General features: G+C 72.1%; 22 protein-coding genes and 1 pseudogene. 13 read left to right on the plus strand and 10 right to left on the minus strand.

Going from position 1 to position 22,467, the window contains the following annotated elements; translation table 11 throughout:
* The first annotated feature begins 151 nt into the window (after nucleotides 1–151).
* Nucleotides 152–499, plus strand: a complete 348-nt coding sequence (locus F1615_RS24015; RefSeq protein WP_149551135.1) for a hypothetical protein — start codon at nucleotides 152–154, stop codon at nucleotides 497–499.
* Here the strand turns inward: F1615_RS24015 and F1615_RS24020 are convergent.
* Nucleotides 477–1,169: a FadR/GntR family transcriptional regulator gene (locus tag F1615_RS24020; protein ID WP_149551136.1), complete on the minus strand. Its 693-nt coding sequence runs from the start codon at nucleotides 1,167–1,169 to the stop codon at nucleotides 477–479. The two genes, F1615_RS24015 and F1615_RS24020, sit on opposite strands and share 23 nt — an antisense overlap.
* A gap of 70 nt (nucleotides 1,170–1,239) precedes the next feature.
* Between F1615_RS24020 and F1615_RS24025 the strand changes: the two genes are divergently transcribed.
* The 4 genes from F1615_RS24025 to F1615_RS24040 all read left to right on the plus strand — a co-directional run bounded on the left by F1615_RS24025 (nucleotide 1,240) and on the right by F1615_RS24040 (nucleotide 3,845).
* A complete protein-coding gene (locus tag F1615_RS24025) occupies nucleotides 1,240–2,550 on the plus strand; it encodes a CynX/NimT family MFS transporter (RefSeq protein WP_149551137.1) in 1,311 nt (436 codons plus the stop codon).
* A gap of 210 nt (nucleotides 2,551–2,760) precedes the next feature.
* A complete protein-coding gene (locus F1615_RS36885; RefSeq protein ID WP_006132620.1) occupies nucleotides 2,761–2,877 on the plus strand; it encodes an SGM_5486 family transporter-associated protein in 117 nt (38 codons plus the stop codon).
* A gap of 177 nt (nucleotides 2,878–3,054) precedes the next feature.
* On the plus strand, nucleotides 3,055–3,261 hold the full coding sequence (locus tag F1615_RS24035) for a hypothetical protein (protein WP_149551138.1): 207 nt from the start codon (nucleotides 3,055–3,057) through the stop codon (nucleotides 3,259–3,261).
* Between the two features lie 65 nt (nucleotides 3,262–3,326).
* On the plus strand, nucleotides 3,327–3,845 hold the full coding sequence (locus F1615_RS24040) for a SixA phosphatase family protein (RefSeq protein ID WP_149551139.1): 519 nt from the start codon (nucleotides 3,327–3,329) through the stop codon (nucleotides 3,843–3,845).
* Between the two features lie 110 nt (nucleotides 3,846–3,955).
* Here F1615_RS24040 and serB read toward each other — a convergent pair whose 3' ends face one another.
* Both serB and F1615_RS24050 read right to left on the minus strand, forming a co-directional pair.
* Nucleotides 3,956–5,164, minus strand: coding sequence for a phosphoserine phosphatase SerB (gene serB, locus F1615_RS24045; protein ID WP_149551140.1), 1,209 nt, complete (start codon nucleotides 5,162–5,164; stop codon nucleotides 3,956–3,958).
* A 373-nt stretch (nucleotides 5,165–5,537) separates the two neighbouring features.
* The gene (locus tag F1615_RS24050; RefSeq protein ID WP_167533836.1) at nucleotides 5,538–7,355 is read right to left on the minus strand and encodes a streptophobe family protein; all 1,818 of its coding nucleotides are present in this window, start codon (nucleotides 7,353–7,355) and stop codon (nucleotides 5,538–5,540) included.
* Nucleotides 7,356–7,595: 240 nt separating this feature from the next.
* Here F1615_RS24050 and F1615_RS24055 point away from each other — a divergent pair, with 240 nt between their 5' ends.
* The gene (locus F1615_RS24055; protein WP_208818390.1) at nucleotides 7,596–10,109 is read left to right on the plus strand and encodes an FHA domain-containing protein; all 2,514 of its coding nucleotides are present in this window, start codon (nucleotides 7,596–7,598) and stop codon (nucleotides 10,107–10,109) included.
* Nucleotides 10,110–10,199: 90 nt separating this feature from the next.
* Here the strand turns inward: F1615_RS24055 and F1615_RS24060 are convergent, their stop codons facing one another.
* The 3 genes from F1615_RS24060 to F1615_RS24070 all read right to left on the minus strand — a co-directional run bounded on the left by F1615_RS24060 (nucleotide 10,200) and on the right by F1615_RS24070 (nucleotide 13,045).
* The gene (locus F1615_RS24060) at nucleotides 10,200–10,946 is read right to left on the minus strand and encodes a transglycosylase SLT domain-containing protein (protein WP_149551166.1); all 747 of its coding nucleotides are present in this window, start codon (nucleotides 10,944–10,946) and stop codon (nucleotides 10,200–10,202) included.
* A gap of 360 nt (nucleotides 10,947–11,306) precedes the next feature.
* Nucleotides 11,307–12,350 carry an S-adenosylmethionine:tRNA ribosyltransferase-isomerase gene (locus tag F1615_RS24065; RefSeq protein ID WP_149551143.1) on the minus strand — a complete coding sequence of 348 codons (1,044 nt, stop codon included), beginning with the start codon at nucleotides 12,348–12,350 and terminating at the stop codon, nucleotides 11,307–11,309.
* Entirely contained in the window at nucleotides 12,347–13,045 is a 699-nt protein-coding gene (locus F1615_RS24070; RefSeq protein WP_149551144.1) for an SDR family NAD(P)-dependent oxidoreductase, read from the minus strand. The genes F1615_RS24065 and F1615_RS24070 overlap by 4 nt, the downstream gene beginning before the upstream one ends.
* A gap of 245 nt (nucleotides 13,046–13,290) precedes the next feature.
* Between F1615_RS24070 and F1615_RS24075 the strand changes: the two genes are divergently transcribed.
* The 3 genes from F1615_RS24075 to F1615_RS24085 all read left to right on the plus strand — a co-directional run bounded on the left by F1615_RS24075 (nucleotide 13,291) and on the right by F1615_RS24085 (nucleotide 15,474).
* A complete protein-coding gene (locus F1615_RS24075) occupies nucleotides 13,291–14,436 on the plus strand; it encodes a GAF domain-containing sensor histidine kinase (RefSeq protein ID WP_149551145.1) in 1,146 nt (381 codons plus the stop codon).
* Nucleotides 14,429–15,070: a response regulator gene (locus tag F1615_RS24080; protein ID WP_149551146.1), complete on the plus strand. Its 642-nt coding sequence runs from the start codon at nucleotides 14,429–14,431 to the stop codon at nucleotides 15,068–15,070. Before F1615_RS24075 ends, F1615_RS24080 begins: the two co-directional genes overlap by 8 nt.
* Before the next feature lie 158 nt (nucleotides 15,071–15,228).
* Nucleotides 15,229–15,474 (plus strand): chaplin, encoded by a 246-nt coding sequence (locus F1615_RS24085; protein ID WP_030833995.1) that lies wholly within the window; start codon nucleotides 15,229–15,231, stop codon nucleotides 15,472–15,474.
* Nucleotides 15,475–15,750: 276 nt separating this feature from the next.
* On the opposite strand, the gene F1615_RS24090 is transcribed toward F1615_RS24085, so the two are convergent.
* On the minus strand, nucleotides 15,751–16,533 hold the full coding sequence (locus tag F1615_RS24090) for a hypothetical protein (RefSeq protein WP_149551147.1): 783 nt from the start codon (nucleotides 16,531–16,533) through the stop codon (nucleotides 15,751–15,753).
* A gap of 162 nt (nucleotides 16,534–16,695) precedes the next feature.
* Here F1615_RS24090 and F1615_RS24095 point away from each other — a divergent pair.
* From F1615_RS24095 to F1615_RS24105, 3 genes and pseudogenes are all read left to right on the plus strand, one after another.
* Nucleotides 16,696–17,226, plus strand: a pseudogene (locus F1615_RS24095) (ABC transporter ATP-binding protein); the annotation flags it as partial.
* 361 nt (nucleotides 17,227–17,587) lie between these two features.
* A complete protein-coding gene (locus tag F1615_RS24100; protein ID WP_149551149.1) occupies nucleotides 17,588–18,019 on the plus strand; it encodes an NfeD family protein in 432 nt (143 codons plus the stop codon).
* A gap of 148 nt (nucleotides 18,020–18,167) precedes the next feature.
* Nucleotides 18,168–19,115: an SPFH domain-containing protein gene (locus F1615_RS24105; RefSeq protein WP_149551150.1), complete on the plus strand. Its 948-nt coding sequence runs from the start codon at nucleotides 18,168–18,170 to the stop codon at nucleotides 19,113–19,115.
* A gap of 89 nt (nucleotides 19,116–19,204) precedes the next feature.
* Here F1615_RS24105 and F1615_RS24110 read toward each other — a convergent pair whose 3' ends face one another.
* The 3 genes from F1615_RS24110 to F1615_RS24120 all read right to left on the minus strand — a co-directional run bounded on the left by F1615_RS24110 (nucleotide 19,205) and on the right by F1615_RS24120 (nucleotide 21,286).
* A complete protein-coding gene (locus F1615_RS24110; RefSeq protein WP_149551151.1) occupies nucleotides 19,205–19,711 on the minus strand; it encodes an HNH endonuclease in 507 nt (168 codons plus the stop codon).
* A 210-nt stretch (nucleotides 19,712–19,921) separates the two neighbouring features.
* Nucleotides 19,922–20,461, minus strand: coding sequence for a YbhB/YbcL family Raf kinase inhibitor-like protein (locus F1615_RS24115; RefSeq protein ID WP_149551152.1), 540 nt, complete (start codon nucleotides 20,459–20,461; stop codon nucleotides 19,922–19,924).
* Nucleotides 20,462–20,503: 42 nt separating this feature from the next.
* Nucleotides 20,504–21,286, minus strand: coding sequence for a sporulation protein (locus F1615_RS24120; RefSeq protein WP_149551153.1), 783 nt, complete (start codon nucleotides 21,284–21,286; stop codon nucleotides 20,504–20,506).
* 158 nt (nucleotides 21,287–21,444) lie between these two features.
* Here F1615_RS24120 and F1615_RS24125 point away from each other — a divergent pair, with 158 nt between their 5' ends.
* Entirely contained in the window at nucleotides 21,445–22,086 is a 642-nt protein-coding gene (locus F1615_RS24125) for a DNA-3-methyladenine glycosylase (RefSeq protein ID WP_149551154.1), read from the plus strand.
* The last annotated feature ends 381 nt before the right edge of the window (nucleotides 22,087–22,467 follow it).

A 22,467-nucleotide genomic window follows, 5' to 3' on the forward strand; every position in this document is an offset into this window, starting at 1 on the left:
GAGGGCCCGCGTCCCAGGAGGGGGCGCGGGCCCTTCGGCGTGTCACCCGATCGGCTCAGCAGCGCGGGCGGGGCGGGAGGCCGGCGGGGCACTGTGGAGTACGCGTCCACCGCGTGTCCCCCCTCCCCAGCCCGGCCGAGGAGGTCCCCTTGTGCGCCTGTTCCGCCTGGCCCCGGCGGCCGCTGCGGCCGCCCTCGTGCTGGTCCTGCCGCACGAGGCGACACCGCACGCGCGCGTGCACCCCGCCGATGCGGATCCCGGTGAGCTGTTCGGCGCCTCGTGCCGGATCCGCGTCGACGGCTCCCGCGTGACCGCGTACTGCCACAACCCCTATCCGGCCACCGACCAAGTCACCCTGCACGTCGAATGCGCCCGCTGGTGGGACCTGGACAGTGACGGCTCCCCGGTGGACGCCGGGCCCGCGCAGACCGTGGAGCTGACCGGACGCTGCTGGAGCGACGTCGGCTCGGCGTGGGTCAGCCACCGGAGGGCGGACTGAGCCGCCCCGGACGGCACGCGAACGGATAGGCGGCGGCCTCCTCGGCCGCCGTCGCCGCGTCCCTCGCGCGGATCGCGTCCACCAGTCGCCCGTGGTCCATGTGCGTCTCGGGGGACATGTCGCCGCCCACGTCGTCGCGCAGCCAGTCCCGCAGCACCTCGCTCAGGTCCGCGTACATCGCGGTCATCACGTCGTTGTGCGAGGCGGCGACGACGGCCAGGTGGAACGTCGCGTCCGCGGCCACGAACGCCTCCGCCTCGCCCGACTCCCAGGCCTCCTCCCGGCGCATCAGCAGGGTCTCCAGCTGCTTGAGGTCCTTCTCCGTACGGCGCTCGGCGGCCAGCCGGGCCGCGGCCGACTCCAGGGTCGAACGCAGCTCGGCGATGTGCCGGGGGTCGGCGTCGGCGAAGCGGCGGTGCATCACGCCGGCCAGCTCACTCGTGGCGACCACATAGGTGCCCGAACCCTGGCGGATGTCCAGCAGCCCGTTGTGCGCCAGCGCGCGGACGGCCTCCCGGACCGTGTTGCGGGCCACCCCGAGCTGCTCGACCAGCTCCGGCTCGGTGGGGATGCGCGCGCCGACCGGCCACTCGCCCGAGGTGATCTGCGCCCGCAGGGCGGCGATGACCTGCTCGGAGAGCGCCGAACGGCGCGGATGACTCAGGGGCATGACACACCTTCGCACGGCAGGGGCGCCGCACGGCGACCTCGGCATGGACAACCAATCATCCCATGATTCTATGATGGACCTCATGGCTCGCGAGGAAACCCGGACGCTCACGTCCACGACCGCACGCACGCCGGCCGCGCCCGGAGGCAGGAACGCCCCCGGCGACGACACCACGCGCCCGTGGCGGACGCGGCTGCTCGTCGTCGGCATCGTGCTGGCCGCGCTGAACCTCCGCCCCGCCATCACCAGCCTGGGCGCCCTGCTCGAGGAGGTCCGCGACGGACTCGGCATGAGCGGGAGCGTCGCCGGACTGCTCACCTCCGTGCCCCCGCTGTGCTTCGCCGTCTTCGGCGTCACCGCCCCCCGCCTGGCCCGCCGCTTCGGGGCCGGGGCCGTGGTGTGCGCCGGCATGGCCGCCATCGGCGCCGGCCTGCTGATACGCCCGTACACCGGCGGCACGGCGGCCTTCCTCGCGGCCACCGCCCTCGCCCTGATGGGCATCGCCGTCAGCAACGTCCTGATGCCGGTCATCGTCAAGCGCTGGTTCCCCGACCGGGTCGGTACCATGACCGGCCTGTACTCCATGGCCCTCGCCATGGGCACCGCCACGGCGGCGGCGGTCACCGTGCCGCTGACCGGCGCGCTGGGCGGGCACTGGCGGTCCGGGCTCGCCCTGTGGGCGGCCCTGGCGGCCGCCGCCGTACTGCCGTGGATCCCCTTCGTACGGGACCGGCGCGGGGCGGCGGCCGATCGCACACCCGCGCGGGACGGGGACGGGCCCGGGACGCCCGCGCTGCGCATCACCCGCAGCCGCACCGCGTGGGCGCTGGCCGTCTTCTTCGGCCTCCAGGCCACCGCCGCCTACATCACCATGGGCTGGATGGCGCAGATCTTCCGGGACGCGGGCGTCCCCGCGGGCACGGCCGGGCTGCTCCTCGCCGTCACCATGGTGATGGGCGTACCGCTGGCCTTCGTCATACCCCGCCTCGCCACCCGGCTGCCCCACCAGGGCCCCATCGTGCTCGCGCTGGGCGTCAGCGGCCTCGTGGGATACGCGGGTCTGTACCTCGCGCCGGCCGCGGGCGCCTGGGCGTGGGCCGTCCTGCTGGGCATCGCCAACTGCGCCTTCCCCCTGGCGCTCACCATGGTCGGGATGCGCGCCAGGACCAGCGCGGGCGTGGCCCAGCTGTCGGCCTTCGCGCAGAGCACCGGCTACCTGATCTCCATCCCCGGACCGCTCCTGGTGGGCGTGCTCTACCAGCACAGCGGCGGCTGGGGGCTGCCGATCGCCCTCATGGCCGGCCTGATGATCCCGCAGATGGCCGTGGGCGTCCTGGCGGGCCGCGACCGCACGGTGGAGGACGAGGCGACAGCCCCCTGACCACCCCGGCCACCCCCGCCTCCCCAGGGGCGCGGGGCTGTGCCGATGTGCGGCTCCGCCGCGCGGGCGCGAACGGGGTTCCGGGGGCGGAGCCCCCAGGGACGGGACGGGAAGGGGCGGCGGGGCGACATACGGCCGGCCCACCCGCCGTGACCCCCCACCCGTGCCCCCGAGGCCCGCCGCAGGCGAGAAGGGTGCGAAACTTGCCGCATGCCAGTCCTCGACCCGAATCCGCAGAACGGCCAGAAGAAGATGCTGCTCGTCTTCGGCGCGTTCTTCGCCATCTTCATCGTCATCGGAGTGATCGCCACCGTCCTCGCGCCGTGACGGCCTCCGCCGCCCCGCCCGGGGCCCATGGTGGTGCTGGCACCCCCATCCCCTAGGGGGCCAGGCTCAGGGTCAAGTGGGTGGATCACCGGATGGGTTGAGGCCCGGACGATCCGTACCTTCGAGATGTGGCCGCGTACGGGCGGACCACGGACCACACGAAGAGCGGAGGCCCCCATGCCGGCGCACACGCACACCCGGCCCCACCCGGCCCCCCGGGGCGGCGTCGACACCCGCCTGCCGTGGTGGGCCCTGGCCCTGCCCACGCTGGCCTTCGTGGCGCTGCTGACCCTCGTCCTCAACCCCTCCGACGCCCACGCCGCCGCAGGCGAGCCCGGGATCGCCCACCTCGTCGAGCGCGCGCAGCAGCTCATGGCCCGCTGAACGCCCCCGGAAGCGCCGGTCAACTCCCTGCGCCCCGTGGCCTGTTTCGTGCGAAGCTGGGGTGCATGAGCGTCGCAGAACCCCGCAGGATTGTCCTTTTCCGGCATGCGAAAGCCGACTGGCCCCCGGTGTCCGACCACGAGCGCCCCCTCGCCGAGCGGGGCCGTACGGATGCCGCGGTCGCCGGACGCAGGCTCGCCGATACCGGCATCGCCTTCGATCTGGCCCTGTGCTCCACCTCGGTCCGGACCCGTGAGACCTGGAAGCTCGCGGTCCACGAGTTCCCGCAGCGACCGAAGACCGTCTACGAGGAGCGGATCTACGAGGCCTCGCCCGGCGATCTGATCGCCCTGCTCAACGAGACCCCCGACGACGCGCAGAACGTCCTCCTGGTCGGTCACAACCCGGGCATCCAGGGACTCGCCGACATCCTGGCCGGCGCGGCCGAGGGCGACGCCCGCGAGCGCATGAGCCGCCGCGGCTACCCGGCCGCCGCCTTCGCCGTGCTGACCTTCACCGGCTCCTGGAAGTCCGTCGAGCCCGGCGTCGCCACCCTGGCCGACTACTGGGCACCGTCCGAGTGACACCCGGCGCCCCGGCCGGGTGACCCACCCGGCACGGCAGGGGCCCGGCACCATCGGCGTCCGTCGGTGCCGGGCCCGCGCACGACCCGTGGCCGGGCCGGTCCCGCGGCTCAGTCCACGCCGAGCGTGTCCGCCGCCTCGACCTCTTCGCGCGTGACACCCAGCAGATAGAGGACGGTGTCCAGGAAGGGGAAGTTCACCGCCGTGTGCGCGGCCTCGCGCACCACCGGCTTGGCGTTGAAGGCGACACCCAGACCCGCCGCGTTCAGCATGTCCAGGTCGTTCGCACCGTCACCGATCGCCACCGTCTGCGACAGCGGCACCCCCGCCTCGGCCGCGAACCGGCGCAGCAGCCGGGCCTTGCCCGCCCGGTCCACGATCTCGCCCGTCACCCGGCCGGTCAGCTTCCCGTCGACGATCTCCAGGGTGTTCGCCTGGGCGAAGTCCAGCCCCAGCCGCTCCTTCAGATCATCGGTGACCTGGGTGAAACCACCCGAGACCACACCCACTTGATAGCCGAGGCGCTTCAGCGTACGGATCAGCGTGCGCGCGCCCGGCGTCAGCCGTACCTCGCTGCGCACCTTGTCCACCACGGAGGCGTCCAGCCCTTCCAGCAGCGCCACGCGCGCGTGCAGCGACTGCTCGAAGTCCAGCTCCCCGCGCATCGCGGCCGCCGTCACCTCGGCGACCTCGTCCTCGCAGCCGGCGTGCGCGGCGAAGAGCTCGATCACCTCGTCCTGGATCAGCGTGGAGTCCACGTCCATGACGACCAGGCGCTGCGCCCGCCGGTACAGCCCCGCCCCGACCACGGCGATGTCGACGCCGAGGCGCGCCGCGTCGGTCACCAGCGCGGTCCGCAGCGGCTCCGTCTCCACGCCGGACACCGCGAACTCCACGGCCGTCACCGGGTACTTGGCGAGCCGGAAGATGCGGTCGATGTTGCCGCCGGCCTTGGTGATCCGGGCGGCGATCGCCGCCGTCGCCTCCGAGGTGAGCGGGTGGCCCAGCACGGTCACCAGGGAACGGCCGAGCCCGCGCGGACGGTTGTCGCCCCTGCCCGAGATGATCTCCGCCTGCATCTTCATCGACTCCGCCCAGCTGTGGACGGTCGCCCGCAGGTCCCCCTCCAGCCCCTCGGGCGGCTCGCTCACGAGCGCGCACAGCACGATGCGGCCACGGGTGACGACCTGCTCGATGTCGACCACGTCGACCGAGTAGGCGGCGAGGGTGTCGAAGAGGCCGGCCGTGATGCCCGGCCTGTCCTTGCCGAAGATCTTGACAAGCAGAGTGGGGACGTCGGAGGTCTGCGATGCGCTCATGGTGCCTCCCACCGTATCCGGCACGCAGTGCCCCCCGCCTCCGAGGTCCGCCAGCCGGACAGCGCACACGGCTCCGGCGTTCCCGCCGCCGGCGCACCCACGAGCCGCTCATGCAGCACCCGCGCTTCACCCCTCTCGCCCGTCCGCCGACCCGGCGGTACACCGGTGCGCACCGGCCGCGGACGGCCGTCAGCGGGCCCCTCCGTCATTGTCGTCGGCCCGGTGCCCACCGGCCACCTCCGTCGGCCGGCCGCCCGTCACTGTCCGTCCGCTGTCCGTCCGCCGTTCGCCCGGCGTCCGTGTCCGCGGGCCGTCGACCGGCCGCTTCACTCGGCCGCTCCCCCCGTGCACGGTGCCGCGGGACGGGCACGGGTCAGCGGCCGCCGTCCGGCCCGCGCGGTGCCGGTGGGGGCGGTGGGGGCGGCGGGGGTCCTTCGTCCGGCCACAACGGCGGACGTCCTCCGCCCGCCGGCCCGTTCCCACCCCGAGGCCCGGGGCCCCGTCGTGGCCGGCGTCCGGGCGGCCCGGGCAGTCCGACGGGCCCGATCACGGTGGGCGCACCGGAGACGTCCTCGGGGTTCCCACGCCCACCACCGTGAGGAGTCGGTCCCGGCGGCAGGGAATCCCCGGGGCCGCTCAGCGACCCGGGCGGCACCCGCAGGTACGGGTTGGTGTCCGGATCCGGCGGCCGGTGGGGAGCCCCCGGCGCGTACGGCCCCGCCGGCGCACCGCGTCCGTCCTCCCGCCGCCCCAACTCCCACACCGTGTCCTCACGCGTCGTCCCGCGTACCGGCTCCCCGTCCTTCCTGTCACCCCGTGCCAGGGGCGCCGCCCGGGCCCCCGCCGCCCCGCTCGCCCATGCCGCCAGCGCCCCCGCCGCGCCCGCGCCCGCACCCCACACCGCGCCCAGCAGCAGCGCCGTGCCCGGATGCCCGCGCAGCTCGATCCCGGCGCCGAACGCGTCGAAGCCCAGCACGGACAGAGACGCGTTCGCGGACACCTCCGTCAGCCGGACCAGCAGCGGCAGCGCCACCGCCGTGGCGGCGCCCAGCCGCAGCGCACACCGTCCGGCGAAGCCCGCCGCTCCCGGCTGCCCCGCCGCCACCGGCGTCCGCACCGCCGTCAGCACCCCCGCCAGCAGCATCATCAGCGCGGCGGCCACCCCCAGCAGCCACACCCGCCCGTCGAGTCCGGCCAGCCGCCCCAGCGTGACGGGCTGCCCGGAGCCGGCCCGCAGCAGGTCGTCCACGGGGTGGGGCAGTACACCGAGCAGAACCCCGCTCGCCCGCCCGTCCCAGGGGACGAACAGACCGATCGGCAGCCCGAGCCACACCCCGTTCGGCGCCCCCAGCAGCGCCGCGCCCGCGATCCGCCGGGGGTGGTCGTCGCCGATCGCCGCGTACCCCGCCGCCGCGAGGCCGGCCGCCACCGCCACCAGCAGCACCGTGACCACGGCGGAGACCGCCGGCCGTACGGCACGGTGCACGGCGTCCCAGCCCCGCGGCAGGGGCGTACGGCGGGACGCCAGCAGCGCGACGAGCAGCACACCGGCCGACCAGGCGAGGCCGCCCAGCAGCGTCGGCACCGTGTCGACGGTGAATCCGACCGCCGCCCGGGCGTCGACGAGGTCACCGACCCGGTCCGGCAGCAGTCCTCCGACGTCGCCCAGACCGGGAATCCCTCCTCCGCCCGCGCCCGGCAGGTCGTCCAGCCCCAGGGAACCCCCGTCGATGGTGACGACGTCGTGCCCCGCCCGGACCAGTCCGCCCGTCATCGCCACGAACAGCGCCACCACCGCGCCCGCGCGGGCGAGGATTTCGCCGGGGGAGACCACAACTCCCGCCGCCCGCAGGGACCGCAGGAAGAAGTGCGACAGCAGCAGCGCCCCCACCAGGCCCACGCCCAGGGGAGCGACCTGTACGGCCGTGCCGGCCTCCGCGCCCGACAGCCCGAAGGCGGACACGTCGCCGGACGGCGTGACCGACCCCCCGGCCCCCAGCGCCACCACCGCGGCGGTCATCGGACCCAGCGAACCGGCCGCGTCCGCCTCCAGCAGGCGCAGCCCGAGCGCCGCGGTCCCCGCCATCCCGATCAACGACCAGCTCACCGCGGCGACCGCGGACATCACCACGTCGGCCCACGGCACGCGCGCGCCGGGCCCCTCGGCGCCGGCACCCGTCGCAGTACTCATGGCAGACCCCCCGATCCGCGGCGCGGTGAGAAGGCCGCGCATGTCCCCCTCGCGTGGTTTACCACCTACCGGGCCGGTTTCAACCCCGCCGGCGCACACCGTCGACGCCTTGTCGCGCGCTCGTGACAAGGCCCGACTTTCGGTCAGAGGGCCGAGCCTGAAATAGTTCCCCCCGATGTTCGACATCCCTAGACTCCCTGCGATGGGGGAAAATCGGGGGACAACTCAGTGGGGCATGGAGTGCCGGAACTCGTACTGGAATCAAACGGACGGACCTGGACGCTCGATCCGTCCAGGGCCTACACCCTCGGACGCGATCCGCAGGGGGACGTCGTGCTCGACGACGCCAGGGTCTCCTGGCGTCACGCCACGATCAGCTTCAACGGGCGCAGTTGGGTCATCGAGGACCACGGCAGCACCAACGGCACGTTCGTGCAGGGGCAACGCATCCACCACCTGGAGTTCGGCTCCGACACGGTGCTGAACCTGGGCAACGCGACCGACGGGCCGCGCGTGACGCTGTCCGGCGCCGGCGCCGGCGCCACGCCGCAGGCCCAGCCGCAGCAGCAGCCGTACGCCGCCCAGGGCGCGAACGCCGGCTGGGCCCAGCAGGCACCGCAGCAGCAGCCCGGCTGGCAGCAGCCGCAGCAGGCGGCACCGCAGCAGCCGGCGCCGCACATCCCGCAGCAGCAGGGGCCCGGCGGCGGCGCGGGGGCGCCGCCGGTCTACGGCGACCGCAGCCCCACCACGTTCCACCAGTTCTCCCTCGGCCGCGTGATGCGCATCGGCCGTGCGCTGGAGAACGACCTGGTCGTCTCCGACCTCCAGGTCTCCCGCAACCACGCCGAGTTCCACTCGACGCCCGACGGGCGCATGGAGATCCGCGACCTCGGCTCGCACAACGGCACGTACGTCAACGGTCTGCCGATCGCCAAGGGCGGCTCGCAGCTGCTCGGCCCCACCGACATCGTGGGCGTCGGCCACTCGACGTTCCGGATCGTCGGCGACCGGCTCGAGGAGTTCGTCGACACCGGTGAGGTGTCCTTCTCCGCCCGCCACCTGACCGTCACGGTCGACGGCGGCAAGCAGATCCTCAAGGACGTCTCCTTCGGCGTTCCCGAGAAGTCGCTGATCGCGGTCATCGGCCCGTCCGGCTCCGGCAAGTCCACCCTGCTCAAGGCGCTCACCGGCTACCGCCCCGCCAACCAGGGCGAGGTCCTCTACGACAACCGCAACCTCTACAAGCAGTTCGCCGAGCTGCGCCAGCGCATAGGTCTGGTCCCGCAGGACGACATCCTGCACAAGGAGCTGACCGTCAAGAAGGCCCTCACGTACGCGGCCAAGCTCCGCTTCCCCGCCGACACCACGGCCGCCGAGCGCCAGTCCCGCATCGACGAGGTGCTCCGCGAGCTCAAGCTGGACATCCACAAGGACAAGAAGGTCACGTCCCTGTCCGGCGGCCAGCGCAAGCGTGTCTCCGTGGCCCTGGAGCTGCTCACCAAGCCGTCGCTGATCTTCCTGGACGAGCCGACCTCCGGCCTCGACCCGGGCATGGACCGCGACGTCATGCAGCTGCTGCGCGGTCTGGCCGACGACGGCCGCACCGTCCTCGTCGTGACGCACTCGGTGGCCGAGCTGGCGATCTGCGACAAGCTTCTGGTGATGGCGCCGGGCGGCTCGGTCGCCTACTTCGGCCCGCCCGAGGAGGCGCTGAACTTCTTCGGCTACGACACCTGGGCCGACGTCTTCTCCGCCTTCGAGAACTACCGCGACTACGACTGGGCGGGCCGCTGGAAGGGTTCGCAGCACTACCAGATGTACGCCGCGGACATCGACGCGGTCGCTCCGCAGTCCGTACAGGTCCCGGCGATGCAGGCGATGAAGCCGCCGAAGCCGCAGGGCTGGATGTCGCAGTTCCTCACACTGGTGCGCCGTTACGTCTCGGTGATCGCCTCCGACAAGGGCTTCCTGGCCCTGATGGTGATCCTGCCCGCGGTCCTCGGCGCGGTCAGCCTGCTCATCGACGCGGACAAGGGCCTGCTGCCCAACCCGCCCAACCCGCAGACCGGGCGGATCATCCCGAACGGCACGGCGACCACGGTCCTGCTGATCCTCGCGGTGGGCGCCTGCTTCGCGGGCGCCGCGAACTCCGTGCGTGAGCTGATCAAGGAACGGGTCATCTACGAGCGGGAGCGCGCCACCGGCCTGTCCCGCTCGGCGTACCTGATGTCCAAGGTGTTCGTGCTCGGCATGATCACCGTGCTGCAGGGTCTGCTGGTCGGCGTGATCGGCTTCTCCAGCCGGGAGATCCCGGAGGAGGGGCTGGTCTTCGGCGGCTTCACGATGCTGGAGCTCTCCGTGCCGATCATGGCGCTCGGCTTCACCTCGATGATGTTCGGCCTGATCATCTCCTCGCTGGTGAAGACCGCCGAGAAGACCATGCCGCTGCTGGTGATGTTCGCGATCATCCAGGTCGTGTTCACCGGCTGTCTCTTCGCGCTGCACGGCTCGATCGGCGTCAACCAGTTCTCGTTCCTGATGCCGTCGCGCTGGGCGGTCGCCGCCTCGGGCGCCACGCTGGACTTCAACAGGATCAGCCCGCCGGAGACGGCCGGCGACACCGACCCGCTGTGGGAGCACACGGTCGGGGCCTGGGCGATGGACATGGGCGCGCTGCTCGTCCTCGGCGTGATCTGCGGCTTCTTCGTGGCCCGCTTCCTGCGCCGCCACGAGCCGGAGGTCATGCGCAAGTAGTCCGCCCCGTACGGCCCCGAAGGGCGGCACCCCGTCAGGAGGGTGCCGCCCTTCGGCGTCTGTGTTCGCGTGAAGAGGTCCGCGCCGACCTCAGTACGCGCTGTCGACGTTGTCCATGGTGCCGTACTTGTCCGCCGCGTAGTTGCAGGCGGCGGTGATGTTGGCCACCGGGTCGTAGATGTTCTTCGACGTGCCCGGGACGTGGTAGGCCGCGAACGTGGGCGGGATCACCTGCAGCAGACCCTTGGACGGGATGCCGTTCTGGGCGTTGATGTCCCAGAGGTTGATCGCCTTCGGGTTGCCGGAGGACTCCCGCATGATGTTGCGGTGGATGCCCTCGTAGGAGCCGGGGATGCCGTGCTTCTTCATGATGGCCAGGGACTCGCGGATCCAGCCGTCCAGGTCGTTGCCGTAGGTCTTGGGAGCGGCCTTCTTCACCTCGGCGCGCTCGGCGGCACGGCTGGCGGCCTCCTCGGCCTGGCGGGCCTTCTCGGCCCTGGCCTCGGCCTTGGCCTTCGCGGCGGCAGCGGCGGCCTTCCTCTTGGCGGCGGCCTCGGCCGCGGCCTGCTTCTTCGCCGCGATCTGCTCGGCCTTGAGGCTGGCGCCGGCGAGCTGGTCGGTGACGTCGGCCTTGACGTCCTGGATCCGCTCGGTGCTGTAGGCGACCTTCGCGGTGGGGGCGGCGGCCGTCTCGGTCGTGGTGGTCGTGGACGCGTCGCTCGGAACGGCCGAGAGACCGATGGCGGCGGCACCGAAGGCGGCGACACCGGCGGCGGCGAGCTTGTGGTGACGGGTCAGGGCACGACTGTGACCACGGGTGAGGAAGTTCTTGTACATGTGAGACATGCGGGACGGACCTCTTCGAATAGCGCGGAGGTCGCTCACGTCCGGTGGGGACTCGGTTCTTCCGGCACAAACGCCGCGGATTCGAAGGATTCGAAACCCACGGCGCTGAGCGACGGAGCCATTCTTAGCGGCCGCAAAATGGCGGGGCAAAGGTGTGACGTACGAAGCCGGGTAGTGGATCAGGGAGGGACAAATCGGGGCAGATTGGGCAGTACGCGCCGCTCATGCGGGCGGTATGTCTCTCCTACTCCCCTTCGTACGTGATGTGCGCCCTATGCCCGGCCTCACATCGGAGACCCCTCCGTCTCACCCTTGGTTGCGTGAGCAATGCTCAGCGTGAGGAGGGCCGGGTCACTGCGGAAGAACCAGGTGCACATCCCCGAACTCGTGCCACAGATAGCGCCCGCGCAGGGCCTCCTCGTACCCGCGGCCGATCGCCGCCCGCCCCGCGACCGCCTCCAGCATCAGCAGATGCGAGGCCTCCGGCTCGTGCAGCCCGGTCAGCAGCCCGTCCACCACCCGCACCCCCCGCTCCGGCGTCACCACCAGGTCGGTCCACCCCGCCCGGGCCCGCACCACCCCGTCCGCCCCGGCCGCCGACTCCACCGCCCGTACGGCCGTCGTCCCCACCGCGATCACCCGGCCACCCCCCGCCCGCACCGCGCCGATGAGCCGCGCCGACGGCTCCGGCACCACGTACCGCTCCGGATACGGCGGCTCGTGCGCCTCCGCCGAAGCCACCCCGGTGTGCAGCGTGACCGGCGCGAACTGCACCCCGCGGCTCACCAGCTCCGCCACCATCCGCGCCGTGAACGGACGCCCCGCACTCGGCATCTCCGCACTCCCCGCACCGTCCGGCGACGGCAGCGCGAACACCGTCTGGTACGCCGACAACGGCTGGTCCCGCTCCGTGTAGGCGTACCGGATGGCCCGCCCGTGCTCCCGCAGCACCCCGAACACGTCCCGCGACACGCGTGCCCACCACAGCCGCTCGCCCCGCCCGTCCAGCGGCTCCTCCAGCACCAGCCGCGCACCCCCGGCCAGGCGCACCTCAGTACCCGCGGGCGCACCCGCGCGCGCACGCGTGGTGCCGTGCCCGTCGGGATCGCGCAGCTCGACCGCCCAGCGCCCGTCGTCGCCGCGCGTGGAGAAGTGCACCACCACGCGCGCGTGCCCGGTCCACCCGTCCACGGCCGCGGCCAGCGTGGGGGAGGTGTTCACCACCAGCAGATCCCCCGCCCGCAGCAGCCGCGGCAGCTCCACGAAGGCGTGGTGCGACACCTCCGTCCCCCGCGACACCAGCAGCCGCACCGAGTCCCGGTCGAGACCCGGCCCGCGCTGCTCCACCGGCACCCGCGCGGACAGCTCCTCCGGCACCCGAACGGTCAGCGTCACCGCCGCTCCTCCAGCAGCGCCGGAGCACCGTAGCGACCGCTCGGCGGCCGCTCGTCCAGCAGCCGCAGGAAGGCGGGCACCACGGCGGCCGGCTCCGGCCGCGGATCGTCGTCGTCCGGTACGGCCGCCGCATACAGGTCCGTCGCCATGTCGCCGGGATCGACCGCCCACACCCGCAGTCCCGGCTCCTCCGCCGCCAGCACCGCCGCCAGCTGGTCCAGGCCCGCCTTGGACGCCCCGTACCCGCCCCAGGTCGGATACGCCTCGGCCGCGGCGTCCGAGCTGACCACGAGCACCGCGCCCGCCGGCGCGGCCCGCAGCAGCGGCAGCGCCTCCTGCACCAGCCCCAGCGCCGCCACCACGTTCACCTCCAGCGCCCGCCGCAGCCCCTCCAGCGGCAGGTCCTCCAGGCGTACGAGCGGCTCGGCGCCCAGCGCGCTGGCGTTGTGCACCACCAGGTCCACCCCGCCCAGCCGCCACGCCGCGGCCACCAGCTCCGCGCGGTGCCCGGCGTCCGTGACGTCCCCGGGCAGCGCGGTCACGCGCGTGCCGTGCGCCGACACCAGCCCCGCCGCCTCCGCCAGGGGAACCGGCCCCCGGGCGTCCAGCACCAGATCCCAGCCACGCTCCGCCAGCGCCAGGGCCAGCGCCTCCCCGAGCCCTTTCGAAGCCCCCGTGATGATCGCAACCGGCATGGCAACCGTCCCCTCGTCGTCGACGCCGCGTGATCGGCGTCCCCTCAACGTAGGGACCGGCCGGCCGCCGTCGCCTCGGGCCAGGGACGCAGCCGACCGGGTCCGTTCGGCCTACGGCGCCGACCCGGGGCCCCGGTCCTACGCCACCGCACACGACACCGGACCCGGGACCTAGGACCATCGCCCGGCCGACGGCCACCGGCTGCCCGATCCGTGCTGTCAGAACCCGCCGGTACCGTGAGGACATGAGCCACGGTCCCCGGTCCGGCCTCGCCGCGGTGAGCTCCGCGTTGCTGGCCATGAGCAGGCACCTCGAGGTGCGCGACGTCCTCAAGACGATCGTCGCCTCGGCCCGCGAACTCCTCGACGCCGAGTACGCCGCCCTCGGCGTGCCCGACGATCACGGCGGCTTCGCCCAGTTCGTGGTCGACGGCGTCAGCGAAGACCAGTGGAAGGCCATCGGCCCCCTCCCGCGCCAGCACGGCATCCTCGCCGCGATGCTGAACGAGGCCGCGCCGCAGCGCCTCGCCGACGTGCGCCGCGACCCCCGCTTCGAGGGCTGGCCCCATGCCCACCCCGAGCTGGCCGACTTCCTCGGCCTGCCCATCCGCGACGGCGACGAGGTCATCGGCGCCCTGTTCCTCGCCAACAAGCGGTGCTCCAGACCCGAGGGCACCTGCGGCTTCACCGAGGACGACGAGGAACTGCTCGGCATCTTCGCCCAGCACGCCGCCATCGCCCTCACCAACGCCCGGCTCTACGAACGCAGCCGTGAACTGACCATCGCCGAGGAACGCTCGCGCCTCGCCCACGAGCTCCACGACGCCGTCAGCCAGAAACTGTTCTCCCTGCGGCTCACCGCCCAGGCCGCCGCCCGCCTGGTCGACCGCGACCCCTCCCGCGCCAAGGGCGAGCTCCAGCAGGTGGCGGCCCTGGCCGCCGAGGCCGCCGACGAACTGCGCGCGGCCGTCGTCGAGCTGCGCCCCGCGGCCCTCGACGAGGACGGCCTGGTCGCCACCCTCCGCACACAGATACAGGTCCTGGACCGCGCCCACACCGCGCGCGTGACCTTCACCGGCCACGGCGTACGCGCCCTGCCCGCCGCCCAGGAGGAGGCGGTGCTGCGGGTCGCCCAGGAGGCGCTGCACAACGCCCTGCGGCACTCCGGCGGTGACCACGTGGACGTCACCCTGGACCGCCGTGGCGGCGGAGCCGTCCTGCGGGTCAGCGACGACGGCAGCGGGTTCGACCCGGGGATCGTCCGCCGCGCCGGCCGACATCTGGGCCTGGTCTCCATGCGGGACAGGGCGAGCGGGGTCGGCGGCACGCTGACCGTGGAATCGGCGCCCGGCAAGGGCACCACGATCGAGATGGAGGTCCCCGGTGGCTGAACCGATCAAGGTGCTGCTGGTCGACGATCACCAGGTGGTACGCCGGGGCCTGCGCACCTTCCTGGAGGTGCAGGACGACATCGAGGTCGTCGGCGAGGCCGCGGACGGCGCGGAAGGAGTCGCCCTGGCAGGGGAGTTGGCGCCCGACGTCATCCTCATGGACGTCAGGATGCCGGGCATGGACGGCGTCGACGCGCTGCGCCGGCTCCGTGAACTCGACCACCCCGCGCGCGTACTGATCGTCACCAGCTTCACCGAACGGCGCACGGTGGTCCCGGCCCTGCGGGCGGGCGCCGCCGGCTACGTGTACAAGGACGTCGACCCCGACGCGCTCGCCGGAGCCATCCGCTCCGTGCACGCCGGGCACGTCCTCCTCCAGGCGGAGGTGGCCGGCGCGCTGCTGTCCCAGGAGGAGGGCAACTCCGGCCAGGGGCGCGCCGGGTCACTCACCGAACGGGAGCGCGAGGTGCTCGGCCTGATAGCGGACGGCCGCGCCAACCGGGAGATCGCCCGCGCCCTGGTGCTGTCCGAGAAGACCGTGAAGACCCACGTGTCGAACATCCTGATGAAACTCGACCTGGCGGACCGTACCCAGGCCGCCCTGTGGGCCGTGCGCCACGGTCTCAGCGACTGACCCGGGACGCCCCCGACCGGGCGGAAGGTTCCCCTCCGATCCGAGATTCATACCGTAGTGGGAATGTCCCCCGGACGGCCGTATCCATCGTCCGCGCCGGCCGTTCTCCAGTGCACGCTGCGGCGCCTGCCGCAGTCACCGCGAGGAGGGCTCGGAAAGTGAAGAACCTGAAGAAGGCAGCGGCCGTGACGATGGTGGCCGGTGGACTGCTCGCCGCCGGCACCGGAATGGCCTCCGCGACCGACGGCAGCCACGCCGACGGCACGGCCGTGGGCTCCCCGGGTGTCGTCTCCGGCAACGTCGTCCAGGTCCCGGTCGACGTCCCGGTCAACGTGTCCGGCAACAGCGTCAACGTCATCGGCCTGCTGAACCCGGCCTTCGGCAACACCGCCGTCAACCACTGACGCCCACCCCGGCACAGCCCCGGCCGCCCGCCCCACCGAGCGCCGGGGCCCACCCACCCCCGCTCCCGCCCACCCCCGTTCCCGCGTTCCCGCGGGCAGTCGTGCCTCCCCCAGTGCCTCAAAGGCCTGGGAGGTACCCCCAGGGCGGCACGGGTGGGCGCGACGGCACCCCGAAAGCGCCGGGCTGCGCAACCCCCCGGCCAGTACCTACGCCGGGCACCCTGCGGGCACCGGGCCTGCGCACCCCCACACGCCGGACGTCCCCCGGGGGCAACCTCACCCCACTCCCCGCTCCTCCACAACGGAGTTGTACGCAGCGACCTGCGCCCGCCGAGCCGTACGCTCCACCGGCCGCAAGGCAACAGCCCGCGCCGACATCTCCGACGCACTCACCGCACCCCCGTGCCCATGAGCCCCCGCCAGCGACACCAACGCGCCCACCCGCTGCGCCAACTCCAGCACCCGCACCGCCCGCGGCGGATACCCCGGCGCCAGCACCTCCCGCCCCCGCAGCGCCCGTGCCCGGTACGCATCGATCGCCGCCTCCGCCACCGGCCCCGACCCGGCCACATCCAGCCGCGTCAGCACCTCGGTCGCCTCCCGCAGCGCCTCCGCCAGCTCCCGCTCCGCCTCCCCCAGCGAGGGCACATCGGCCGGCGGCGCCTCCCGGACCGGCAGACAGTGCCAGACCACCTCGACATGCGCATCACCCGAGGGCCCGGCCTCGGACACCTCCGGCACCAGCCCCCACGCGGCCCCGGAACAGACCACCGCCTCCTCCGCCTCCAGCGCCCGCGCATTGAACTCCGGCGGCCCGCTCAGCCCCAGCGGATGCCCCGGCGCCGGCAGCGCCACCCGCAGGCCGGTCACCCCGAGCGCCCGCAGCCGCCCCAGCGCCAGAGTGAGCCCCACGGGCGCGGACTCGCCCGGCAGCCCCTCCACCCGGTGCACCGCGTCCTCCGCGACGACGGCGAGCACGGCGTCATCCGGCGAGACAAGTCCGGCGAGAAGGGCATTTCCCCATGCGGCAAGGCGTCCAGAGCGAGGTTCCGAGAGCATGCCCCCAGCCTAGACAGCGCCCGAGAACCGGACCGATGGAATGCCCGGCGCGACCAGTGGCGTAGATTTCATGGAGGGCTGCGCCCACGGGTGCGGCGGACCGACGCACAGGCGTACGCGACAGCCGAGACCGGCCACACTGCAAGGGGAGACAACGCGCTCATGAGCGATGTTCTGGAGCTTCAGGACGTATCCGTGGTCCGTGAGGGCCGGGCTCTGGTGGACCAGGTCTCCTGGTCGGTCAAGGAGGGCGAGCGCTGGGTCATCCTCGGCCCCAACGGCGCCGGCAAGACCACCCTCCTCAACGTTGCCTCCAGCTATCTCTACCCCAGCAAGGGCACCGCCACCATCCTCGGCGAGACCCTCGGCACCCCCGGCACCGACGTCTTCGAGCTGCGCCCCCGCATCGGCATGGCCGGGATCGCCATGGCCGACAAGCTGCCCAAGCAGCAGACCGTCCTGCAGACCGTGCTCACCGCCGCCTACGGCATGACCGCCGGCTGGCAGGAGGAGTACGAGGACATCGACGAGCAGCGCGCCCGCGCCTTCCTCGACCGCCTCGGCATGTCCGAGTACCTGGACCGCAGGTTCGGAACCCTCTCCGAGGGCGAGCGCAAGCGCACCCTCATCGCCCGCGCCCTGATGACCGACCCCGAGCTGCTGCTCCTCGACGAGCCCGCCGCCGGCCTCGACCTCGGCGGCCGGGAGGACCTCGTACGCCGTCTCGGCCGGCTCGCCCGCGACCCGATCGCCCCCTCCATGATCATGGTCACGCACCACGTGGAGGAGATCGCCCCCGGCTTCACCCACGTGCTGATGATCCGCCAGGGCAGGGTCCTCGCGGCCGGCCCGCTGGAACTCGAACTCACCTCCCGCAACCTCTCCCTCTGCTTCGGCCTCCCGCTCGTCGTCGAGCAGGTCGGCGACCGCTGGACCGCCCAGGGCCTCCCGATGTCCTGAACCCTCCCCGATGGGCAAAACCCGGAGCCACGCGGCGCGTTCAAACTGATCGGTGCCCTGTCGGTGACCGGGTGCGCGGTCCTACCATGGCCAGGTGGACATCGACGCATGGCTGTGGTGGTTGATCGGCGCGGCGGCACTCGGCATCGCTCTCGTGATCACCGCGATGCCCGAACTCGGCATGCTCGCGGTGGGTGCCGTCGCCGCGGCAGTGGTCTCGGGCATCTTCGGCGGCGGCGCGGTCGCCCAGGTCGCGGTCTTCGCCGTCGTCTCGACCGCGCTCATCGCCGTCGTACGGCCCATCGCCAGCAGACACCGGGCCCAGCGGCCCCAACACGCCACCGGCGTGGACGCCCTGAAGGGCAAACAGGCCGTGGTGCTCGAGCGTGTCGACGGAGCGGGCGGCCGGATCAAGCTGGCCGGCGAGGTCTGGTCGGCACGCGCCCTCGACACCGGCCGCGCCTATGAAGCAGGCGAGGAAGTGGACGTCGTGGACATCGAGGGAGCCACGGCGATCGTCATGTGACCCGCCACGACACAACTGGGGCGAACAAGCCCCCAGTTGCACCGATGGTCTGACAGACTCGACCAGCAAGATCTTCAACTGCGAGATCGTCCACAGGTACACGATCTGCCGTAGGCGCCGAGGCTAAGAAGGGTTCGGGGAACCGACGATGGAACCGATCATCATCGTCCTGATCATCCTGGTGGTGTTGGTCTTCATCGCCCTGATCAAGACGATCCAAGTCATCCCACAGGCCAGCGCCGCCATCGTCGAGCGCTTCGGCCGCTACACGCGGACACTCAACGCGGGCCTCAACATCGTGGTCCCGTTCATCGACACCATCCGCAACCGCATCGACCTGCGCGAACAGGTCGTCCCGTTCCCGCCCCAGCCGGTGATCACCCAGGACAACCTGGTCGTCAACATCGACACCGTCATCTACTACCAGGTGACCGACGCCCGCGCCGCCACCTACGAGGTCGCCAGCTACATCCAGGCGATCGAGCAGCTCACCGTCACCACACTCCGCAACATCATCGGCGGCATGGACCTCGAGCGGACCCTCACCTCCCGCGAGGAGATCAACGCGGCCCTGCGCGGCGTCCTCGACGAGGCCACCGGCAAGTGGGGCATCCGCGTCAACCGCGTCGAACTCAAGGCGATCGAACCGCCCACCTCCATCCAGGACTCGATGGAGAAGCAGATGCGCGCCGACCGGGACAAGCGCGCCGCGATCCTCCAGGCCGAAGGTGTCCGGCAGTCCGAGATCCTGCGCGCCGAGGGTGAGAAGCAGTCCCAGATCCTGCGCGCCGAGGGCGAGGCCAAGGCGGCGGCCCTGCGCGCCGAGGGCGAGGCCCAGGCCGTCCGGACGGTCTTCGAGGCGATCCACGCCGGAGACCCGGACCAGAAGCTGCTCTCCTACCAGTACCTCCAGATGCTCCCGAAGATCGCCGAGGGCGACGCGAACAAGCTCTGGATCGTCCCCAGCGAGATCGGTGACGCCCTCAAGGGCCTGTCCGGGGCGATGGGCAACTTCGGCGCGATGGGCGGCAACGGCAACTCGGCCCCGGCCAACGTCCCCGCCCAGGAACGCCGCGAGAACCCGTCCATCGACTAGGCAACTCCCTCAGGGGCGCGGGGAACTGCACGACAGGCCACCATGCACCCGCAGTCGAGCAGCGACCCACGCCCCTACGGCGGAGCCGTTCACGCCGCGTCCGACGCCAACCACTCAGGCAACGCCTCGAACTCCTCGGCGCGCAGCGCCAGCAGCATCGCATCGGCCGGCGTCGGCTCGAACGGCTCACGCAGCAGCGGCATCCCCGCCTGCTCGGGCGTCCGGTTCGCCTTCCGGTGGTTGTCCTCCGCACACGACGCCACCGTGTTCAGCCACGTGTCCTGACCCCCGTGCGACCGCGGCACCACGTGGTCCACGGTCGTCGCCCGCCGCCCGCAGTACGCGCACCGGTGCCGGTCCCGCACCAGGACACCCCGCCTCGACCAGGGCGCTTGTCTTCGGAACGGCACCCTCACGTACTGGCAGAGCCTGATCACCCGGGGCGCCGGTATGTCGACCGCGGCTCCACGCATCCGCAGTTCGGGGTGGGCCTGCTCGACGACGGCCTTGTCCTGAAGCACCAGAACGACGGCTCGGTTCAGCGTCACCGTCGACAACGGCTCGAAGCTCGCGTTCAGCACCAGCGTGTCCCGCATACCAGCCCACCTCCCGTGTGCACCGGCCCACCCCTCGGCGGGCTGGGATCAACTCTGGCCGGGCACGCCGGGATGGACAACGCAATATCTGCTGCTCCCGCGGGAGGTGACCCCCGCGACCCCCGGCAACAAAACTGCCCGCCCCTGATCAATTCCAAGACCAGGGGCGGGCAAACGTTCCGTGAACGGCCGGGGCCGCCCGGACCGGGCTCAGGACTCCGCGGGCACCTCGTACTCACCGATCAGCTGGGCGCGGGCGATCGTGTGGAACCGCAGGTTGAAGCCCACCACGGCAGGAGACGCGTCCGCGTCGGGACCCAGCTTCTCCTGGTCCACGGCGTACACCGTGAACACGTACCGGTGCGGCCCGTCCCCGGGCGGCGGCGCGGCACCGCCGAAGTCCTTGCTGCCGTAGTCGTTGCGCACCTGTACGGCGCCCTCCGGCAATCCCTCGAACGTGCCGCTGCCCGCGCCCGCCGGCAGCTCGGTCACCGAGGCCGGGATGTCGAACACCACCCAGTGCCAGAACCCGCTGCCCGTCGGGGCGTCCGGGTCGTAGCAGGTCACGGCGAAGCTCCTGGCCTCCGGCGGGAAGCCCTCCCAGCGCAGGTGCGGTGAGGTGTTGCCGGCCGCGTGAACCTGAGCGTCCCTGAGCGTGGCCCCTTCCTTCACGTCGTCGCTCGTCACCGTGAACGACGGCACGGGCGGATGGAAGTCGTGGGGGAGCGGCCGCCGCTTGAGCTCGGTCACCTCGGTACCTCCTGATCGTTCAGCGTTCGGTCCGAACCGAGCCTAGAACCAGTTGCGCCTGCTGCCGACCTCCGACAGCCACTGGTTGAGGTACGCCGTCCAGTCGGTCCCCTGATAGTCGTTCAGGCCGACCTTGAAGGACCGGAAGGTGTCACTGCCCTCGCTGAACAGACCCGGCTTCTTGTCCATCTCCAGCACCACGTCCATGGCCTGCTCGTCGGCCACGAAGCTCAGCTCGACCTGGTGCAGACCCCGGTACTGCTGCGGCGGGAGGAACTCGATCTCCTGGTAGAAGGGCAGCTTCTGCCGGGTGCCCCGGATGTGGCCGCGCTCCATGTCGGCGCTCTTGAACCGGAAGCCCAACTGGATGAACGCGTCCAGGATCGCCTTCTGCGCCGGCAGCGGGTGCACGTTGATCGGGTCCAGGTCACCCGAGTCCACGGCTCGCGCGATCTCCAGCTCGGTGGTCACACCGATGTTCATCCCGCGCAGCGCCTGCCCGTCGATCATCGTGATCGGCGTCTCCCACGGGATCTCCAGGCCGAACTGCACCGCGTGCACCGCACCCGCCTGGAGCTCGAAGGCGCCACCCAGCCGCGACTTCGTGAACTCGATGTCCTGCCGGTACTCCTGGTCGCCGCTCTCCACCTCGACCTTGGCCTGCAGCCCGACCGACAGACCCTCGATCTGCTGGTTCACGGACCCGCCCTGGATCCTCACCTCGCCCTGGACGACCCCGCCCGGAACGACGTTGACCTCGTGCAGCTCCGTCTCGACCGAGGCTCCGCCGGCTCCCAGACTCGCCAGCAGCTTCTTGAACGCCATGTCTCTCCCTCTGTCGTCCTGCCATCGCTTCTGCGTAAGGACCGCTGATCCCTATCAACGCGATCCGGCCGTGGCCGGTTCCGTCCTCCACACCCTGACGAGTACGGCGCCCGGTGACCACCCCGTGGCACGCCCCGTCTCCAGTACCCTCGGACGGCATGATCGCGACCCCCGACCGTACGCCCCTGCCCAGGAAGTTCTTCGACCGGCCCGTCCTCGAGGTCGCACCCGATCTCCTCGGCCGGATCCTGGTCCGCAGCACCCCGGACGGTCCGATCGCCCTCCGCCTGACCGAGGTCGAGGCCTACGACGGACCGAACGACCCGGGCTCCCACGCCTACCGCGGCCGCACGGCCCGCAACGAGGTGATGTTCGGCTCGCCCGGCCACGTGTACGTCTACTTCACCTACGGCATGTGGTTCTGCATGAACCTGGTGTGCGGTCCCGAGGGCCGGGCGAGCGCCGTGCTGCTCCGGGCCGGCGAGATCATCGAGGGCGCCGAGCTCGCCCGCACCCGTCGCCTCTCGGCCCGCAACGACAAGGAACTGGCCAAAGGCCCGGCCCGTCTGGCGACGGCCCTCGGCGTCGACCGCTCGCTCAACGGTACGGACGCCTGCGCCGCAGCCGACACCCCGCTCCGCGTCCTCACCGGGACCCCCGTCCGCTCCGACCAGGTGAGCAACGGCCCGCGCACCGGAGTCTCCGGCGAGGGAGCCGTGCACCCGTGGCGCTACTGGGTCGCCAACGACGCCACGGTGAGCCCGTACCGGGCCCACGCTCCGCGGCGTCGACGGAGTTGACTCGACCTTGGAAGGTGCGTAATGTGGCCCGAGCCGCTTGAACCGGGTACGGCGATCGCCTGCAGCCGGAAGCGGCCAACCCACTACCTACGATCACCCCTCAGCGGGGTTGAATTCGGCGTGTCCTCATGTCTGAATTCAGAACCGCCTAGCTCGATTATGAATCGAGCGGGGGAATCGGCTAACGTAGTGAATGTCGAAAGGCCGACAGGCGAAAGCCACAGGCTCGACGACAAAACCCGCCGACTGGGAATCAGGGCCGAAAGGATCTGATAGAGTCGGAAACACCGAAGGGAAGCGCCCGGAGGAAAGCCCGAGAGGGTGAGTACGAAGGAAGCGTCCGTTCCTTGAGAACTCAACAGCGTGCCAAAAGTCAACGCC

This window comes from Streptomyces marokkonensis (assembly GCF_008312835.1).
Taxonomy (GTDB): domain Bacteria; phylum Actinomycetota; class Actinomycetes; order Streptomycetales; family Streptomycetaceae; genus Streptomyces; species Streptomyces marokkonensis_A.

Bases quoted from the DNA above. Each gene is read 5' to 3' on its own strand.
- F1615_RS24050 (WP_167533836.1), bottom strand. From the start codon at position 7,355: ATGAGTACTGCGACGGGTGCCGGCGCCGAGGGGCCCGGCGCGCGCGTG.
- F1615_RS24070 (WP_149551144.1), bottom strand. From the start codon at position 13,045: ATGCCGGTTGCGATCATCACGGGGGCTTCGAAAGGGCTCGGGGAGGCG.
- F1615_RS24040 (WP_149551139.1), top strand. From the start codon at position 3,327: ATGAGCGTCGCAGAACCCCGCAGGATTGTCCTTTTCCGGCATGCGAAA.
- F1615_RS24110 (WP_149551151.1), bottom strand. From the start codon at position 19,711: ATGCGGGACACGCTGGTGCTGAACGCGAGCTTCGAGCCGTTGTCGACG.
- F1615_RS24105 (WP_149551150.1), top strand. From the start codon at position 18,168: ATGGAACCGATCATCATCGTCCTGATCATCCTGGTGGTGTTGGTCTTC.
- F1615_RS24125 (WP_149551154.1), top strand. From the start codon at position 21,445: ATGATCGCGACCCCCGACCGTACGCCCCTGCCCAGGAAGTTCTTCGAC.
- F1615_RS36885 (WP_006132620.1), top strand. From the start codon at position 2,761: ATGCCAGTCCTCGACCCGAATCCGCAGAACGGCCAGAAGAAGATGCTG.
- F1615_RS24075 (WP_149551145.1), top strand. From the start codon at position 13,291: ATGAGCCACGGTCCCCGGTCCGGCCTCGCCGCGGTGAGCTCCGCGTTG.
- F1615_RS24020 (WP_149551136.1), bottom strand. From the start codon at position 1,169: ATGCCCCTGAGTCATCCGCGCCGTTCGGCGCTCTCCGAGCAGGTCATC.
- F1615_RS24090 (WP_149551147.1), bottom strand. From the start codon at position 16,533: ATGCTCTCGGAACCTCGCTCTGGACGCCTTGCCGCATGGGGAAATGCC.
- serB (WP_149551140.1), bottom strand. From the start codon at position 5,164: ATGAGCGCATCGCAGACCTCCGACGTCCCCACTCTGCTTGTCAAGATC.
- F1615_RS24035 (WP_149551138.1), top strand. From the start codon at position 3,055: ATGCCGGCGCACACGCACACCCGGCCCCACCCGGCCCCCCGGGGCGGC.
- F1615_RS24120 (WP_149551153.1), bottom strand. From the start codon at position 21,286: ATGGCGTTCAAGAAGCTGCTGGCGAGTCTGGGAGCCGGCGGAGCCTCG.
- F1615_RS24025 (WP_149551137.1), top strand. From the start codon at position 1,240: ATGATGGACCTCATGGCTCGCGAGGAAACCCGGACGCTCACGTCCACG.
- F1615_RS24060 (WP_149551166.1), bottom strand. From the start codon at position 10,946: ATGTACAAGAACTTCCTCACCCGTGGTCACAGTCGTGCCCTGACCCGT.